An 18,705-nucleotide genomic window follows, 5' to 3' on the forward strand; every position below is an offset into this window, starting at 1 on the left:
CTGTTTCGATATCGAAACAGCTCCTCTTTTTTATAGTATAATTTCTGATCAGAAATCAAACCCGATCTTTATAGTAATAGCTCCGATATTAGGGTGAGACGAATCAATTTTTCGCCCATATTCATTAAGTACAGGAACTTCCAGTTGTTGTAATGTGTACCCCATACTAAAATTTATTGCTGTTCCTGTAGTAATAGCACATCTAGCACCTATAGAAGGAGAGAGATAAAGTCCTTCTACGTCTTCACCAAGTGTATAACCACCTTTTAGGTCAATAAAGGGAGAAATTTTTCCAGTATTAAAATCGATCCGAGGGTTAATGAATATAGGAAAAGACACAGTAGACTCAGAATCGTTGCCATGGTAAAAGCTCACTCCACCACCAACACCTAAAAACAGATATGGATTAAATTGGTAACCATGCGAAGTTGTAAATTCTAATCTATTCAATTCAGCAACATCCACACTTACAGAATAACCCAAATCGAACATACCACGATAACCTTCATGTAAGCTATATTCATTTGATGAATACATTGGCTCGGAAAATTCTTCCGCATGCCTGCCATAATGCCCAGATGATGTTCTACGATCATTATATCTTCTGGGAGGTGCAGCCGCCGCATTCTTTTCGATGCTCAATACCTCGTCCATATCATAAACATACACCTTACCATCTTTTGATCTTATTTCTAGAGACTTGTCAGGAATTATTTGTATAATTTCTCCTCGAATCAAATTACCATTTTTAAGATATACTATTTCAGGTAAATCTTGGGCACTCAGCGAAACGCCGACAAATATAAGAAGAGTTAATAAAATTAGTTTTTTCATCTTATTCAGATATTAGTTGTTAATAGAGTTTGTTCACTTTATATTATAATTTATTTTCAATCTGATCATTAGAGCCACTTAGAATATGTAAATTTATGTTATTTTATGATAAAAACCAAAACTTCTGTCAAATATATAGAGTATTATAATCTTAATTTAGAATGCATCCCCTCCTACCTTAACGATCATTATTAACAAACTGTCTTGAATAAGAAAGGGTTGCCTAAAACGACAACCCTTTTTCATACTATTTTAATAAGTATCTTTTATTTTATACATCTGCTCCAAATTCCATAAGGAAAGCTTTGATGAAACCATCAATATCGCCATCCATTACCGCATTGACATTCGAAGTCTGATAATTTGTTCTATGATCTTTCACACGGCGGTCGTCAAAAACATAACTGCGGATCTGCGATCCCCATTCTATTTTTTTCTTTCCGGCTTCAACCTGCGATTGCATACGGCTTCGTCTTTCAAGCTCCATATCATAAAGTTGCGATTTCAATAAACGTATCGCATTATCTTTATTACCGAACTGAGAACGACTCTCTGTATTTTCGATTACAATCTCTTTGTCCTCACCCGTTTCTTCGTCTTTATATTTGTAGTGAAGACGAACTCCCGTCTCTACCTTATTTACATTCTGACCTCCTGCTCCACTAGAACGGAAAGTATCCCATGTAATACTACCCATATTGACTTCAATCTCAATTGTATCGTCAACCAAAGGCACCACAAAAACAGAAGCAAAAGAAGTCATACGTTTACCTTGTGCATTGTATGGAGACACACGCACTAAACGGTGTACACCATTTTCCGACTTAAGGTATCCATAGGCAAAATCTCCTTCAACCTGAATAGTGGCTGTTTTGATTCCCGCCTCATCACCTTCTTGAAAGTTGGTAATGGTTACCTTGTAGCCTTTAGACTCGCACCAACGTTGATACATACGGAAAAGCATCGAAGCCCAATCTTGACCTTCGGTACCACCTGCACCACTGTTTACTTTGAGTACTGCACCCAGCTTATCTTCTTCACGGCGAAGCATGTTCTTAAGCTCCATATCCTCCAATACTTCTATTGTTTGGGCATAGGTCTCGTCCACTTCTTCTTCTGAAGTAATTCCTTCTTTGTTAAAATCAAAAGCCAGTTGTAGTTCTTCTACCGCTGCTTTTACTTTATTATAACCCGAAAGCCATCCTTTTAGTCCTCTGATTATTTTCATCTGCTCTTCGGCAGCTTTATTATCAGACCAAAAGTCAGGGTCTTGCGTTCTTATTTCTTCTTCTTCTAATTGGATTATTTTTGCATCGACGTCAAAGGTACCCCCTCAACGCTTGCTCGCGCTCCAACACTTCTTTGAGTTGGTCTACAGTAATCATATGCTATGATTGTTTAGTTATTATTCTTAATTTTTCAGTTGACAAAGTTAATTAAAATATCGTTTCATCACTGCATCTATCATTTTTTGCCAAACTACCACAAATATGAGAGTTAAAACCAAAGCTATAACATCTACAAACTTATTTGCATAGAACAATGTTATCTCTATTATCTTCACATGCGTAATATAAAGCAATAAAGAATGTGTCCCGAAAAATGTTAAGATTGAATATTTATAATTTTTAAATTTTGAAAGAAAATAAGATACAAACAGACAAAATGGGAATGTTATTAACCAAAATGGCAGCATAGTCTGGCTAAACCGTGTCCTAAATTCAGGGTGATATTCAAAGAAATAGAAAAGCAGCCCAATCCCTATGATAAAAGATAAAGCCCAAATACCTACCCACAAAGAATGTATTCGCATTTCTTTATTCTCCTTTATTAAGTATCCAACCCAAATCCCCCCCATAAATACAGGAAAACGGAGAAACGCAATAAGCAAATGATTTAGTTTAGTATCTACAAAAATGAAATAAGAAATCAGAGTGAAAGCTAATACTAATATTGTTGGGACTATCTTATTCTTCTTGAAGTAATGAAGAAACAAAGGAGTTAGTAAATACAATAATAACAATGATGGAATATACCAATCAAATGTCCCAGGTAAATTAAACCAAAAGCTTAATAACAATATGTTAGTTACAACTACCTCTCCACTGATATAGTTTATACTATACATATATAAAGAGTAGGCCAGAACCAACGGTAAATAGTATGGAAAAATACGTTTTACACGTCTGAGATAAAAATCCTTAACATCTCCTTTATAAGCATAATAAACCCCTAATCCCGATAAAAAATAGAAAAAATCAACGCCTCCATATCCAATATCCTGTAAGAATGTAAGGAAATGTACGGACTCAATTCTAGAATGTGCATGAAAAAACATCACCCACAAAATAGAAACGCCCATCAATTGAGTTCTATACTTACTTATAAGATTTAATTCCATTTAGCCTGTTACCAATTAATCCAAAAATCTTAGTTCAATTGCTCTATCAAGTTCGAAGGAAGATAGAATGTATCATTTTTATCGATATAAACTGTTACTGATCCTAAATCTATTTCTTTGCCATTAACATAAGCAATCGACTTAAATGCAGGAACAACTAATGTCTTCTTACCTTTTCTTACGGTTAGTTGAGGAAAAGCGGTCGATTTATCAATTGTACATTTTAATCCCTTAAATACCTCCTGATGTTTCGCAAAAACCTCTTTGGTCATTTCAGGTAAACTTTCTTCAAGCCCTAAAACGTCAGACAGATAATTGTTAATCTGTATATTGGTATTCATACCCAATGGCACATCTCCTTGAGGATGGTAAGCTGCCAAGAAAACCTCTTCACCTGTATGTCCTCCTGTTGTAAAACCAAAATAAGTACGGCTATTCATTATATCAACAATGGCATGTCCCATATTTTGACTCTCGGCTTTCTTCATATAATCCGCCTCTTTATAGTTCTTCGAACTTAACAAACTAGCCAATTCGTCCTCAGTAAGATCTATATCTGTGTATTTCTTAAATACAGCTTTAAAATCTTCGGGTTTCTCTTGTAATAAGATGCGCTCTAATCCTTCGCCTGTTCTTTTGTATTTCGAAACATTGGCAAACAGATCGTGAATAGTTGCTTTATCATAACTCTTTAAATCTCTGCGTCCGATGGTAAATCCGCTGTTACCATGATCGGGAAGTATTACAACTGCTGTTTCACCATCTTTTTTTGCAAATTCAATAGCTGCACCTACTGCCTTATCAAAAGCCAAGTATTCAGTTATACAACCTACTGCATCGTTTCCATGCGCAACCCAATCGACTTTACTACCTTCTACCATAAGGAAGAATCCGTTATCATTTTCAGATAAATGATCTATTGCTTTTCGGGTCATCTCTTCTAGAGACGGAATCTTCGAATCATCGCGATCTAAATCGTAAGGCAATTCTTTTTCCTGAAATAAAGCCCACACTTTATTATCGCCATCGAATGAACGAAAAGCGTTTATATCATCTTGTATCAAAGTTGTATTATTCTTTTTGAAGTGATTCTTCATATCATCCGTCACGATAGAATTACCACCGCCAAACATTACATCCAAATTATTATATGCTATCTGAGGAGCAATATATTCGTATTTGCCACGTGCATAATAGTGAGACGAGCAATCGGCAGGTGTAGCATGAGGAAATTCAACAGTAACAACCATCCCAACAGCTTTCTTCTTTTGAATCTTGGCTGCTTCGAGAATAGTTACTAACGGCTGATAGGCCATCGAAGGATCTACCTTTACTAAATCGTTTTCGGGGTCGGCAACAGGATAGATAGCTACATTACCTGTACGCTGAGGCATACCTGTCATATATGCAGAGGTAGTTGGAGCCGAATCGCCAATAGGAGCATTAGACGAGAAAGTTTTCACCGTACCACACACATAGGGGTCGATATTCAAATTCTCGCCACCCAACTTATTATATATTTGATACCATCTTGCAGCAGATACTACTCCTATAGAGGTACCATCGGGAATCATTACTATCACGTTTTTAACTGGTTTAACCGGTCTGTGGTATTGTTGAGACCAAACCAAGCCGCAAGAAAGAATCAGAATTAAGGAACAAATAGTTTTTTTCATAAAATAATATTTAACCAAACATCAATCTTAAGGTTCTAAACCTTAGCGTATCTACAAAAGTAGAAAATTTAGACCAACATTCCCCTTTTAAACCTCTGCCCTTTTTATTTATTCATCAAAATATAACAATAATGGATAGCCACAACTATAAGATATAGTAATAAATAGATAAAATTAGACAGTCCTACAAGATACCCTAAGCTATTATTTATCTATCAAACGGACATATTTTTTGAAGCACGGATACTTTCGGAGTGCAAAGCGTGAATCGCCTTGATATAGGAGACATGATTAGAGGCAACCGAGCAAAATTGAGTATATCGTTGGTCCACAAACAATTATTCAGATGGAAAAACAGCACAACCCAGCGAATAACCCAACAAACAATCCTCTTATCACATTGATAATAAACAACTTGAACACAAACAAAACCCAACGATGGATTCACAAAATAACTGAGTAACAACCCAGCGATAACCCAAACTTTAAGAAAGAAAAGAAAGAGGAAGAAAGAAATACTATTTCCCCCTATAATCCCCCAATGGGTAAAATCGCTCACCGAAAATATTTCTGTATCTTTGTAATTCAATGTAAAATATAAATTTGTTATGTCTGCAAAGAAACCATTAATACTCATTACAAACGATGATGGCTACCAAGCCAAAGGTATAAAATCGCTAACCGAATCATTGGTCGGACTAGGAGAAATAGTAGTTGTTGCACCAGATGGCCCACGATCAGGAATGTCTAGCGCCATCACATCAATACATCCGATACGCTATTATTTATTAGAAAAACACATAGAGAAAGATATAACCATTTACGGATGTACAGGTACGCCTGTGGATTGTGTAAAATTGGGAATTAGCGAAATATTAGATAGAAAACCCGATCTTGTGGTTTCGGGAATCAATCATGGCTCCAATGCCTCTATCTGTGTTATCTATTCGGGAACGATGGGTGCTGCAATAGAAGGATGCTTATACAAAGTACCATCTATCGGTTTCTCGTTACTAGATCATCATTTTGATGCTGATTTTTCTCATACGTACAAAATAACACGCTCGCTAAGTGAAAGCGTACTTAAAACCGGCCTACCTAAAGGAGTTTGTCTGAATGTAAACATACCTCATTCAACAAAAGAACTAAAAGGTCTGAAAGTTTGCAAACAAGCTCCGGGACAATTTGTAAAAGAATTCAAAAAATCGGCAGACGGTGCTGATAACGAAATATACTGGTTGACTGGATATTTTGAGAATGACACTCCTGATGATACTTCTACAGACGAATGGGCTTTAGCTAATGGTTACGCTTCGGTTGTTCCAACCAAAGTAGACTTTACTGACCATGAGCTAGTGGATCAAATGAAAAACTTGGAAAACCTTATTTAAGGGCACAATATCGATCTATTTACTTATAAAGTATCTGACATATGAAATATTTTCTTGTTGCGGGAGAAGCTTCGGGCGATTTGCATGCTTCTAACCTTATGGCTGCACTTAAAGCTTCAGATCCTAAAGCAGATTTCTGCTTTTTAGGAGGAGATCTTATGCAGGCTCAAGGAGGCAAGCTTATCAAGCATTACCGAGAAATGGCTTTTATGGGCTTCATTCCCGTCTTGCTAAATCTGAGGACAATTCTCCGCAATATGAAAATGTGCCAACAAGCAATTGTTGATTACCAACCCAATGTAGTTATTCTAATAGATTATCCGGGATTCAATCTAAAGATTGCCAAGTTTGTAAAGACACAAACTAATATTCCCGCATATTATTACATCTCGCCCAAAGTATGGGCATGGAAAGAATACAGAGTAAAATCGTTCAAGAAATATGTCGATGAAATGCTATGCATACTTCCTTTTGAAGTTGATTTCTTTAAGAAACACAACTATCGGGTAGATTATGTAGGCAACCCTACAGTTGATGCAATAGCAAGCTTCAAAGAAAAAAACAAAGAAGATTCTCGCGAAAAATTCATACAAGAAAATAACTTAGAAGAAAAACCTTTCATCTCTCTATTGGCGGGAAGCCGTAAGCAAGAAATAAAAGACAACCTCCCTACCATGTTGGAGGTAGTAAAGAAGTTCCCTAACTATCAAGCGGTGATTGCCGGTGCACCGGGTATGGACCCCCATTACTACAAAACATATATAGGCGATAGTAATTGCAAAATAATTTTCGACCAGACTTACCGCTTGCTTTCTTATTCAGATGCAGCACTTGTAACCTCAGGAACTGCAACTCTCGAGACATCCCTATTCAGAGTACCACAAGTAGTATGTTACAGAATGCCTGTACCCCACATTGCACATTGGGCATTCAAGCATATTTTGCATACTCCTTACATTTCGCTTGTGAATCTGATTGCAAACCAAGAAGTGGTTAAAGAATTGTTTGCTAAATACTTCTCGCGTCAAAACATCGAAGAAGAAGTAGATAGACTTCTAAACGATAAAGCTTATAGAAATAATATGCTGGAGGGATACGATCGCATTATCGGTATATTAGGCAAACCGGGAGCATCACAAAAAGCATCACAAATTATTATACAGAAGCTAAGCCCTAACAAAGAACTATAAGGAACGAATCAATCTACAATATTAATACTTCTCAAAAGCTGATTTTGAAGGAAATACTTCTTTAAAACTTCTCTTTAAAGTATTCTTTGCACGCTTGAAATCTAAGATTTCCACACTGTCATTGAGGCACATTATATCATACTCCTGACGTGATATCTGATCGCAGATATGAAGCAATGAACTATCTGTAATATCTACATACGTTGTGTCTTTTACAGTATTGTAAGGGTAAAAATTCCCCGCAGCCAATTGCCAATAACGTATCAACCATTGATTTACATCAGTGTTTGATCTAAATCTAGATCGACATGTCAAATGCAATACTGATGTTGCCTGAGACCACACCTCGTGGTAAGTAGATTTTAGGAACGCATTGGGAAGATGAGGATCTACAAATCCCGAGAAGTCGCGCCAAGTAAACAGAAAGGCATTACTCAATAGACTAAACCCATAATTTAAAGAAAACCATTTCCTCCAGAATTTTCTTATTTGTTGATGCTTATTGAAGAAAGAATCAATTATATCCAAATCATTTATAGCCATATGAATAATACTTCCATCCGAAGGCTTCGAAGTCATAACACCATAATCGCAAGGCAGTCCCTTTTTGAAAAACCGTGAAGGCTTTACAGGATTCAGAACATATAAGTCGTCATTGAAATATATAAAATGCTCGGATAACGATTCTATACGATGCAAATTGAGTTCTATCGTATTTGCACTGAATGTAGGTAGATATTCTTGAGGAATAAACTCTTCGTGCTTCACCCAGTTTAATTGAGGATGCTCGAGATTGAGCCAATCGGGAATATGCCCCGATGTCACAAAATGAATCTTATTAATCCAGGGCATAAACTTCTCTATCCCCCTAAACCAATAACGAAGCAAATCCCAATCTCTAAAACGAATAGAGCTGGTATCACCTATCGACGACCGTCCTGCATGTTGTCTGAAACTTTGCTGCCATTCCTTGTCTTGCCCATTCACCCAAGGCAACACAATATCGATACTGGATGTATTCATTTTTAATCTTCGTAACTTTTCTGTAACATCTAACCTAATAAGAAAAAGCCCCAACACTCTATTCTCCTATACTTATAAACAGTATAATTTTACAAAAGTTTATACCTTTGTTTGTACATCAATATTTTTTTGAATGAAAATTCTTTTATTGGGAGAATACAGCAACCTGCATTGGACTTTGGCACAAGGGCTACGGGCTTTAGGACATTCGGTTGTAGTGGCTTCTAATGGTGACAGGTTCAAGAATTACAAAAGAGATATTGACCTTTCGCGAAAGAGCGATAATATTATCGACACTCTTAAATACGCTTATCTACTCAGCAAGAACTTTAGACAATTCAAAGGATTTGATATTGTACAAATTATAAATCCTCTTTTTCTCGACCTTAAACCCTATAAAAATCTCTCGGCTTTCAATTATCTAAAAAAGCACAACGGGAAGGTTTTCATGGGAGCTTTTGGTAATGATGCATATTGGTTGCAAGCTTGTTTAAACAAAAACACCTTTCGATATTCTGAATTTGATATTCCCAATCAATCAGACTATCTCTGTTCTGCAAAAGATATAATCAAAGTTTGGACTGACGAAGACAAAGTGAATGTAAACAAAGAAATAGCCGAAAGAGCAGACGGTATAATTGCCTGCCTTTATGAATACTTTGTTTCTTACAAGTCACAATTCGAGAAGAAGCTGACTTACATACCTGCCCCTATCAATACTTCCGAAATAGCTTTTACACAAAGAGGCAAAGATCCATCTAAGGTTAGATTCTTTATAGGAATACAAAAACAGAGAAACGAAATCAAAGGAACTGATATCCTATATAAATGCTTGCAAGAAGTACAATTAAAGTACCCGAATGAATGTATCATCCACAAAGCAGAATCTGTACCTTACGATGAATACATCACCATGAGAGATCAATCGGATGTATTATTAGATCAACTCTATTCATACACTCCCGGAATGAATGCGTTGACAGCCATGGCACAGGGTCTTTTAGTGGTAGGAGGTGGAGAACCCGAAACATACGACCTCTTAAATAAAAAAAACAACCATCCTATCATAAATATACTCCCTAGCGAGGAGGATATATTCAACAAATTAGAGAATCTAATCTTAAATAGGGAACAGATTCCTCTACAATCAATTAATAGCCGTTTATTCGTAGAGCAACATCACGACTATCTAAAAATAGCACAGCAATATTTAGATACTTGGTCATAAAAATATTTTCTGACCTCTTTGATATTTAGATCAGAACAAAAACTATAATCTTTTAGAATAAGAAAACTGTTCATTTAAATACTTTCATCTACCGATTAACTCTTTTAAGATAAAAAATACAGTCTTTATAGTTATTTCTTTACCTTTGTGATACTAAAAAAACATATAATATGAAGAAACTTTTTGTAGCATCCGTTGCTCTATTGATAGCTGTATCAGCATGGGCACAAAACGATAACACGGGCTCATCCGGTTATCAGTTTTCTGTAGTAAAAGAAAACCCAATCACTTCTATAAAAAATCAGGGAAGTAGTGGCACATGTTGGTCATTTTCAGGCGTTGGCTTTTTAGAGTCAGAGCTATTGAAAATGGGAAAAGGAGAACAAGATATTTCCGAAATGTATATTGTACGTCGAAACTATGAAGACAAAGCTGTAAAATATATCCGTTTGAACGGAAGCCTAAACTTTGCACAAGGAGGTTCGTTTGCCGATGTTATCGAAACACTGAACGAATATGGAGTTGTACCCGAAGAAGCTATGCCTGGGCTTAGCTATGGCGAAACCGGACACAAGCATGGCGAAATGGCTGATGGTCTTACAGGATACATCAACGGTATCATGAAGAATGGTAACAGAAAGCTTTCAACTGCTTGGTACAATGGATTCACTGGAATACTTGATGCTTTTTTAGGACAAAAGCCTGAAAATTTTACATACAAGGGTAAGAGCTATACACCACAAAGTTTTGCTAAAGAGCTTGGCTTAAACAGCAATAACTATGCATCATTTACCTCTTTTACACATCACCCATTTTATGCACCTTTTGCAGTAGAGGTTCCAGACAACTGGCGTTGGGCATTGTCGTACAATGTTCCTTTGGACGATATGATAAAGGTAATGGATAATGCTATCGAAAAAGGATATACTATTGCTTGGGCTTCGGATGTAAGCGAAGTAGGCTTCTCTCGTAATGGAATTGCAGTAGTTCCAGATGATAGTGCTCCCGAAAATGTAGGTTCAGACCAAGCTCATTGGTTAGGATTATCCGCAACTGAAAAGACTTCAACTATAAAAAAGAAAATAGAGCAAGGTCCTGTTAAAGAACTTGTAATTACTCAAGAGATGCGCCAAAAAGGATATGATAACTATGAGACAACTGACGATCATGGTATGCAGATTTTTGGTATAGTAAAAGATCAAAACGGCACTAAATACTATTTAGTGAAAAACTCTTGGGGCGAAGCAGGAGCATACAAAGGTATCTGGTATGCATCAGAGGCTTTCGTAAAATACAAAACAATAAGTTTTGTTGTAAACAAAGAAGCTGTTCCTAAAGACATTGCAGGCAAATTAAATCTTAAATAAGCCATAACGTAGGACAATGTATAAAAAGACCCTTTCTTTTAAAGATTGGGTCTTTTTTATTGTTCAATAAACTGCATATATTCTCTTCTTTTTCATCCATATTGTCTGTAAAGAAATGACTAAAGATCATCTAAAATGGATCTATACACACACAATTTAACAAATAAGCTTTACTGATAAATATATCATTAATTTATGATAAAAATCTTTTTTTAGCAATATTGAAATTAAAAGATAGTTATTTGCCGAGCACCTTAGTCTAGTATTGATATTTTTTGCGTATTTTTGTAGCCGTTTTTTCAATTTATTCTATACATATTATGAGTTCAAAAGTAAGGGTGCGCTTTGCTCCCAGTCCTACAGGTCCATTGCATATCGGAGGAGTGCGTACTGCATTATATAATTACCTTTTTGCTAAACAACAAGGTGGAGATTTCATTCTTCGAATTGAGGATACAGACTCGCAACGCTTTGTGCCGGGTGCTGAGGAATATATCATTGAAGCACTTACATGGTTAGGTCTTAACTTTGATGAAGGAACTCATGCTGGAGGTCAATACGGTCCATACAGACAATCAGACAGAAAACATATTTATAAAGAATACGTTGATATTCTTCTCAACAAAGGTGCTGCTTATATGGCATTCGATACTCCTGCAGAGTTAGATGCTAAGAGATCTGAAATTGAGAACTTTCAATATGATGCTTCGACAAGAGGACTTATGAAAAACTCTCTGACTCTTTCGAAAGAAGAAGTTCAGGCATTAATTGACAAAGGAGAAAATTACGTTGTCCGCTTCAAGATAGAGCCTAATGAGGACATTACAGTAGACGACCTTATCAGAGGAAAAGTAGTTATCAACTCATCTGAGCTTGACGACAAGGTATTATTCAAATCAGCAGATAATTTACCAACATATCATCTTGCAAATATTATAGATGACCATTTAATGGAAATATCACATGTAATAAGAGGCGAAGAATGGCTACCATCTGCTCCTCTGCATGTTTTATTATACAGAGCTTTTGGATGGACAGATACCATGCCAAAATTCACCCACTTAGCACTTCTTTTGAAACCGGATGGCAAAGGTAAACTAAGTAAACGCGATGGTGACCGTTTAGGCTTCCCTGTATTTCCTTTGCTTTGGACTGATCCTAAGACTCAAGAAGTATCTTCGGGATATAGAGAAAGCGGATATTTACCAAGTGCAGTTGTTAACTTCTTAGCTCTGCTAGGATGGAATCCGGGCAACGATCAGGAGATTATGTCAATGGAGGAGTTGATCAAACTTTTCTCAATCGAAAGATGTAGCAAAAGTGGTGCAAAATTTGACTTCGAAAAAGGAAAATGGTTCAACCATCAATATATTCAAGCTACATCAAATCAAGAATTAGCAAAGTTATTCGAACCAATCTTGCAAAAAGAAGGGGTTAATGCTAAAATTGAATATATTGAAACAGTTGTAGGTCTTATAAAAGAACGTGCCAACTTAATTCCTGACTTATGGGATCAATCTTCTTTCTTCTTCAAAGCTCCCGATAGCTATGATGAGAAAGTAGTAAAAAAACGTTGGAAAGAAGATTCGTCTGCTCAGATATCTGAACTGTCTGATGTATTGAATGCAATCTCTGATTTCTCAGCACATAACCAAGAAGAAATTGTAAAACAATGGATCGAAGATAAAGGATACCATCTGGGCAATATAATGAATGCTTTTCGACTAGCAATTGTTGGCGAATCGAAAGGACCTCATATGTTTGACATCACAGCAACAATCGGAAAAGAAGAGACTCTTAATCGACTAAAAACTGCTATTTCTAAAATTGAATACAAAGCTTAAGCATGTATAATTTCATCATAGGTCTTTACGCTTTTATTGTATATATCATATCGCCTTTTCACAAAAAAGCCAGATTGATAGTTAAAGGACACAGAGATGTGTTCAAAAAACTTGAGTCAGAAATAGATCCAAATGCTAAATATATTTGGTTACACGCCGCTTCATTAGGTGAATTTGAGCAAGGAAGACCAATTATTGAAAACATAAAGGAGAATCACCCATCCTACAAAATACTATTAACATTCTTCTCCCCTTCGGGCTACGAAGTACGTAAAGATTATGAGTTGGCTGATATAGTATGTTACCTACCTTTCGATAGAAAGAGTAAAGTAAAACGCTTCTTGAATCTGGCAAACCCTCATATGGCGATTTTCATAAAGTACGAATTCTGGTACAATTATGTAAGCCAATTGCACAAGAGACAAATTCCGACCTATATGGTATCGGCTATTTTCCGTCCCAATCAGATATTCTTTAGATGGTACGGAAAATTTTACCAAAAGATGCTTCATTTTTACTCTTGTATTTGTGTACAAGATGAAAACTCGAAGCAACTACTCAACAATATTGGAGTAAATAATGTAGAAGTTTGTGGTGATACTCGCTTCGATCGGGTTTTAGATATTAAAGCCGGAGCTAAAACGCTTCCTATTGCAGAAGCATTTACCAAAAACGAAAAAGGCGAAAAACAGATAACGCTTGTAGCCGGAAGCTCATGGCCTAAAGATGAAGATATATTTATAAAATACTTCAATGGCAATCCTGACCTTAAGCTTATAATAGCACCCCACGAAATACACGAAGCACACTTAAGCTACATAGAGAGTATATTGAAACGTCCTTCTATTCGCTATTCGAAGGCAACAGTAGAAAACATACAACAATACGACTGTCTTATAGTCGATTCTTTCGGCTTATTGTCTTCCCTTTACGAGTATGGCGAAATAGCTTATGTAGGTGGTGGATTTGGAGTCGGCATTCACAATATTCTTGAAGCTGCTGTATATGGTATCCCTGTATTCTTTGGACCAAATTTCAAGAAGTTCAGAGAGGCGCATCAACTCATCGAAGAAGGTGGTGGATATCCGATACAAGATGACGAAAACTTCTGGAGTCTTATGAATGAGTTTTTAGAATACCCTCAAGTACTAAGTTCTGCGGGTAATCTTGCAGGAGAATATGTAAGAAACAATGCAGGTGTAGTAGATAAAGTAATGCAGATTATTGATTTGAAGTAAAGGAGCCGAGTTAGAAGTTAAAGCATTTACTCGTTTATCATTAACTTTCCAATAATCTCTATTGCTTTAACAACAGCCTCATTCAAATTAAAAATGCTTTTCCCTGTTTTCCTTATAGGATTCTCCCAATCTTGATTATAGATTATAGAAACGATAAATCCTTCACTTGCACCATACCAACCAACATCTAACAAATAGCCTTTCGGATAAATAACCTGCAACATATCTTCACGTAAACTGTCTCGGGAAAAATCAGTTTCAATATGGGTTACACATCCATCTTTAAAATCAATATCCTCAAAAGGGTTAGCTACTACTCTCACTTCGATTGGTTCTAAATTCTCATCCTGTTGTTCATGCCAGTTGAGTATCGCTCGAACATTATGAGTAGAAATAAATTCGTCTGCTATTGGTGAGAAGAAGCAATATAATCCTTTTTTCAATCTATTACTTTGCAGAACACTGATTTTCGGATGTATAAACTCATCACTGATTTGATTCACTCGATAGACCAGACACAGCCGCCTGTCATCCGAAATGATATGCAAATAAGGTATACCATAATCTTCATCTAATTTCACAAACCAATAAAACAATTGATCGTTATAGATAAGCTTGCGTTTTCCTCTTTCACTTATCATGCTCTACATCTATTAAGAATGAAGCTGCTTGAAGAAATCCCATATTACAATTCCCGTAGTTACGGCTACATTCAGAGAATGCTTTGTTCCATATTGAGGAATCTCAATGCAGCCATCGCAAGCATCAACAACAGCTTGTTGTACACCTTTCACTTCGTTACCCATAACAATTGCATATTTCTTATTAGAATCGAGCTGTAAATCATCCAGCATAACACTGTTTTCTACTTGTTCGATAGCAAAAACAGTATAGTTATTTTCTTGCAATTTCTCCACAGCTTTTACCGTATCTTCAAAATATTGCCATGTTACAGAATGTTCTGCACCCAATGCAGTCTTATGTATCTCTGGATTAGGAGGAGTTGCAGTTATTCCGCACAAATAGATTGCTTCTACCAAAAAAGCATCCGAAGTTCGGAATACAGATCCTACATTATTCAGACTTCTAATATTATCTAACACAACCACTAAGGGTATTTTCTCTGTCTCTTTAAATTCTTCTGTCGAAATTCTATTCAATTCCGTTATTTTCAGTTTTCTCATGACATTTCAATCTATAATCACCACACTAGCAAACTCGACTTGTCCTCCTACGGGAGGGTTTCTCTTCGAGATTTTCAGCTCTACTTTCTCGATTTTGGAAAACTCGCTTTTTAACGCTCTAACGATCCTGCCAGCTACATGTTCTAGCAACTTAGACGGTATCATCATTTCTCTTTTTACAACATCATAAACCGAAGCATAACTTAGAGTTTCATCCAGATCATCCGATACGGAGGCTTTCTCAAAATTAACGTTTAGCTTAAGATTTATAACGAAATGATTTCCAACCAGAGTCTCCTGAGCAAACACACCATGATTGGCATATATCTCGACATTTTCAAGTAATATGTATGTTTCCATAACCTGTGATATACATTAGTAGAAAAATAGAGCTGCAAAGCTAAGTTTTTTTTTTACATTTGTTATCTGAATAAACTCAATTATAATTTGACATATGCTAAATCGTAAGGAAGTCGCACCAGCCCCAAGTGGCATGCATAATGTATTATCGACAGGAACCGTCCTGACAGGAAATCTAGTCACGCAAGATGATATTCGAATCGATGGAGTTATTGAAGGAAATATTATCAGCCAAGGAAAAATAATCATCGGTAATAACGGTCACGTTTCGGGTGATGTAGAATGTCAAAATCTTGATTTACTTGGAAAAGTTTCAGGCAACGTGTTGTGCGAAGACACGATAATACTTAGAGTTACAGCAAATCTGATTGGAGATATTACTACTCAAATCATAGAGATAGAACCGGGAGCCCGTTTTACTGGATCCTGCAAAATGAAAAGTTAAATAGAGTCCCCAACTACTACGCCCGACTCTTATAGTTTCACCATACTTAAATATTGCACGTCATGGCAAACACAATACAGCGCCATCTGGGAGCACTAAGAAAGTTTCTGGAAGAAAAACAATTACATGCGTTTATAATCCCCAGCACCGATCCTCATCTGAGTGAGTATCCTGCTGCACATTGGGCTTCGAGAGAATGGATTAGCGGATTCACCGGATCTGCCGGTACTGTGGTTGTTACACGAGATAAAGCCGGTTTATGGACCGACTCACGATACTTTCTTCAAGCTGCAAAGCAGTTAGAGAATACAAATATCGATCTTTTCAGAGAAGGCTTGCCTACTACCCCAACTATTGAAGAATGGCTGATTTCTGAATTATCCGAAGGTAATACTGTGGGCATTGATGGAAACGTATATGCAGCAAACGAAGCTTTTCAGCTAAATGTTAGATTGAATCTGAACGGATTACATCTAATAACTGATTACGACCCTTTTGCTGAAATATGGAAAGATAGACCTCAGATACCTTTGAATCCTATTTTTGAACTGCCCGTTAAATATAGCGGACTTGAAGCTTCTAAAAAGATTTCACAAATCTGTACTATCATAGACAAGCATGGTGCCGACTCGCTATTAGTAGCATCGTTAGATACTATTGCGTGGCTCTTCAATATCAGAGGAAACGATGTTCAGTGTAATCCAGTAGCGGTTTGCTTTGCTTATATTTCTAAAAAAGAAACTGTAGTGTTTATCAACCCTAAGAAGCTAACTCAAGAGATGGGTCAATACTTCAAACAGGAAAATATACAAGTAGCCGATTATGATAAGATATTTGATTATGTAAGTTCAATTCCTGCTCAAACCCGAATTTGCTTACAAAGCTCAAAAGTGTCTTTTACCCTGCATAATAAGATACCAAAGACTTGCCGCATCATAGATATTCCTTCTCCTGCTGATCTGATGAAAAGCAAAAAGAATGAAACTGAACAAGAAGGCTTCCGCAATGCAATGCAACGCGATGGTGTTGCTTTAGTAAAATTCCTTATGTGGTTTGAAAAAGCTGTACCAACCGGTGAAGTAGAAGAAATGACAATTGTAGAAAAACTAATCGAATACAGAAGTCAACAAGACCTATATGTAGGAGAAAGTTTCGCTACAATAGCAGGTTATGGACCTAATGGAGCAATTGTTCACTACCATGTAACACCCGAAAGCTCAGCCAAAGTGATACCCGAAGGGCTTCAACTAATAGATTCGGGCGCTCAATATTTTGATGGCACTACCGACATTACACGTACTGTTGCTGTAGGACTTCTTACCGAGCAAATGAAAAAGGATTATACGATGGTACTCAAAGGTCACATAGGTATAGCAACATGCAAATATCCAGAAGGAACACGAGGCAGCCAGATAGATATATTGGCTAGAAAAGCTTTATGGGATAATGGACTTAATTATCTACATGGAACTGGGCATGGTATCGGTCATTTTCTCAATGTACACGAAGGTCCTCAAAATATACGGATGAACGAAAATCCGACTACATTACAACCGGGAATGGTAACATCTAACGAACCGGGACTTTATCGAGCTAATCAATACGGTATCCGTATCGAGAATCTGATCTTAACAAAAGAAGATTGTGTAACAGAGTTTGGAGCTTTCTATTCTTTCGAAACACTTACTCTTTGCCCGATAGACACGACCCCAATCGTAAAGGGAATGCTTACCGAAGACGAAATTTCATGGTTCAACAATTATCATCAATATGTATATGATAGATTGTCACCAAGCCTTTCGGCAGAAGAAAAAGAATGGTTGAAAGATAAGACTAAAGCAATTTAAGGCTACACCCTTTTTTGCTGCTCTTCGTATTACTTTATATTATATAGAAAAAGAACAATGGCTTTAATAAAAGAAGTTAGAGGTTTTACACCTCAAATAGGAAAAAATGCTTTTTTAGCGGACAATGCAACAATAATAGGAGATGTAATCATGGGTGATGATTGCAGCGTTTGGTTTAATGCTGTACTTCGTGGTGATGTTAATTCAATACGTATAGGCAACCGTGTGAATATTCAAGATGGTACTGTTTTACATACACTTTATCAAAAATCGACCGTTGAGATAGGCGACGATGTTTCGGTAGGTCACAATGTAGTAATACATGGGGCTAAAATCGAAAGCGGAGCTTTAATCGGCATGGGAGCAATAGTACTCGATCATGCAGTAGTAGGAGAAGGCTCTATTGTTGCTGCCGGATCGGTAGTACTCAGTGGAACAATTATAGAACCCGGAAGCATATACGCCGGAGTACCTGCCAAATTCGTAAAGAAAGTGGATGCTGAACAGGCTAAAGAAATGAATCAAAAGATAGCAAAGAACTATTTAATGTATTCAGGTTGGTTCAAAGATGAAGAATAAGGTTGCTAATCTTATTGTTAACTTTTACTTTCTTAAATAAAAGATAAACAATAATAAATCATCCCTAAAACATAAATACAAAACGAGGCTTTTTTATT

Annotated in this window: 17 protein-coding genes; 9 read left to right on the forward strand and 8 right to left on the reverse strand. The window is 36.6% G+C overall.

Annotation, left to right across the window (positions count from 1 at the left end; genetic code table 11):
• Positions 1-48: 48 nt before the first annotated feature.
• From HGC4_RS14945 to HGC4_RS14960, 4 genes are all read right to left on the reverse strand, one after another.
• Positions 49-834: a hypothetical protein gene (locus tag HGC4_RS14945; protein WP_050710941.1), complete on the reverse strand. Its 786-nt coding sequence runs from the start codon at positions 832-834 to the stop codon at positions 49-51.
• Between the two features lie 271 nt (positions 835-1,105).
• A protein-coding gene (prfB, locus tag HGC4_RS14950; protein ID WP_157258327.1) for a peptide chain release factor 2 occupies positions 1,106-2,219 on the reverse strand; the annotation gives its coding sequence in 2 pieces (ribosomal slippage) (positions 1,106-2,155 and positions 2,157-2,219; 1,113 coding nt in all).
• 47 nt (positions 2,220-2,266) lie between these two features.
• Positions 2,267-3,235, reverse strand: a complete 969-nt coding sequence (locus HGC4_RS14955; protein ID WP_082204197.1) for an acyltransferase family protein — start codon at positions 3,233-3,235, stop codon at positions 2,267-2,269.
• 29 nt (positions 3,236-3,264) lie between these two features.
• Positions 3,265-4,911: an alkaline phosphatase gene (locus tag HGC4_RS14960; protein WP_050710944.1), complete on the reverse strand. Its 1,647-nt coding sequence runs from the start codon at positions 4,909-4,911 to the stop codon at positions 3,265-3,267.
• A gap of 608 nt (positions 4,912-5,519) precedes the next feature.
• Between HGC4_RS14960 and surE the strand changes: the two genes are divergently transcribed.
• Positions 5,520-6,302 (forward strand): 5'/3'-nucleotidase SurE, encoded by a 783-nt coding sequence (gene surE, locus HGC4_RS14970; RefSeq protein ID WP_050710946.1) that lies wholly within the window; start codon positions 5,520-5,522, stop codon positions 6,300-6,302.
• Positions 6,303-6,343: 41 nt separating this feature from the next.
• Complete coding sequence (gene lpxB, locus HGC4_RS14975; protein WP_050710947.1) at positions 6,344-7,492, forward strand: lipid-A-disaccharide synthase; 1,149 nt, start codon at positions 6,344-6,346, stop codon at positions 7,490-7,492.
• A gap of 21 nt (positions 7,493-7,513) precedes the next feature.
• Here the strand turns inward: lpxB and HGC4_RS14980 are convergent, their stop codons facing one another.
• Complete coding sequence (locus HGC4_RS14980) at positions 7,514-8,515, reverse strand: Stealth CR1 domain-containing protein (protein ID WP_050710948.1); 1,002 nt, start codon at positions 8,513-8,515, stop codon at positions 7,514-7,516.
• A 133-nt stretch (positions 8,516-8,648) separates the two neighbouring features.
• On the opposite strand from HGC4_RS14980, the gene HGC4_RS14985 reads away from it, so the two are divergent.
• The 4 genes from HGC4_RS14985 to HGC4_RS15000 all read left to right on the forward strand — a co-directional run bounded on the left by HGC4_RS14985 (position 8,649) and on the right by HGC4_RS15000 (position 14,192).
• Positions 8,649-9,743 carry a glycosyltransferase family protein gene (locus HGC4_RS14985; RefSeq protein ID WP_050710949.1) on the forward strand — a complete coding sequence of 365 codons (1,095 nt, stop codon included), beginning with the start codon at positions 8,649-8,651 and terminating at the stop codon, positions 9,741-9,743.
• A gap of 170 nt (positions 9,744-9,913) precedes the next feature.
• Positions 9,914-11,110 carry a C1 family peptidase gene (locus HGC4_RS14990; RefSeq protein ID WP_050710950.1) on the forward strand — a complete coding sequence of 399 codons (1,197 nt, stop codon included), beginning with the start codon at positions 9,914-9,916 and terminating at the stop codon, positions 11,108-11,110.
• Between the two features lie 317 nt (positions 11,111-11,427).
• Positions 11,428-12,954 (forward strand): glutamate--tRNA ligase, encoded by a 1,527-nt coding sequence (gene gltX / locus HGC4_RS14995; protein ID WP_185099981.1) that lies wholly within the window; start codon positions 11,428-11,430, stop codon positions 12,952-12,954.
• Between the two features lie 2 nt (positions 12,955-12,956).
• The gene (locus HGC4_RS15000) at positions 12,957-14,192 is read left to right on the forward strand and encodes a 3-deoxy-D-manno-octulosonic acid transferase (RefSeq protein WP_050710952.1); all 1,236 of its coding nucleotides are present in this window, start codon (positions 12,957-12,959) and stop codon (positions 14,190-14,192) included.
• 26 nt (positions 14,193-14,218) lie between these two features.
• On the opposite strand, the gene HGC4_RS18540 is transcribed toward HGC4_RS15000, so the two are convergent.
• The 3 genes from HGC4_RS18540 to folB are packed head-to-tail and all read right to left on the reverse strand — an operon-like array spanning position 14,219 to position 15,736.
• Positions 14,219-14,833, reverse strand: coding sequence for a hypothetical protein (locus HGC4_RS18540; RefSeq protein WP_050710953.1), 615 nt, complete (start codon positions 14,831-14,833; stop codon positions 14,219-14,221).
• Positions 14,834-14,845: 12 nt separating this feature from the next.
• On the reverse strand, positions 14,846-15,376 hold the full coding sequence (locus HGC4_RS15010; RefSeq protein ID WP_050710954.1) for an RNA methyltransferase: 531 nt from the start codon (positions 15,374-15,376) through the stop codon (positions 14,846-14,848).
• A 6-nt stretch (positions 15,377-15,382) separates the two neighbouring features.
• Complete coding sequence (gene folB, locus HGC4_RS15015) at positions 15,383-15,736, reverse strand: dihydroneopterin aldolase (RefSeq protein WP_050710955.1); 354 nt, start codon at positions 15,734-15,736, stop codon at positions 15,383-15,385.
• A gap of 94 nt (positions 15,737-15,830) precedes the next feature.
• On the opposite strand from folB, the gene HGC4_RS15020 reads away from it, so the two are divergent.
• The 3 genes from HGC4_RS15020 (at position 15,831) to HGC4_RS15030 (ending at position 18,607) form a co-directional block, all read left to right on the forward strand.
• The gene (locus HGC4_RS15020) at positions 15,831-16,181 is read left to right on the forward strand and encodes a bactofilin family protein (protein WP_050710956.1); all 351 of its coding nucleotides are present in this window, start codon (positions 15,831-15,833) and stop codon (positions 16,179-16,181) included.
• A gap of 62 nt (positions 16,182-16,243) precedes the next feature.
• On the forward strand, positions 16,244-18,028 hold the full coding sequence (locus tag HGC4_RS15025) for an aminopeptidase P family protein (RefSeq protein ID WP_050710957.1): 1,785 nt from the start codon (positions 16,244-16,246) through the stop codon (positions 18,026-18,028).
• 57 nt (positions 18,029-18,085) lie between these two features.
• On the forward strand, positions 18,086-18,607 hold the full coding sequence (locus HGC4_RS15030) for a gamma carbonic anhydrase family protein (RefSeq protein ID WP_050710958.1): 522 nt from the start codon (positions 18,086-18,088) through the stop codon (positions 18,605-18,607).
• Positions 18,608-18,705 lie beyond the last annotated feature (98 nt).

The organism is Dysgonomonas sp. HGC4 (genome assembly GCF_001261715.1).
In the GTDB taxonomy this organism is placed as follows: Bacteria; Bacteroidota; Bacteroidia; order Bacteroidales; family Dysgonomonadaceae; genus Dysgonomonas_A.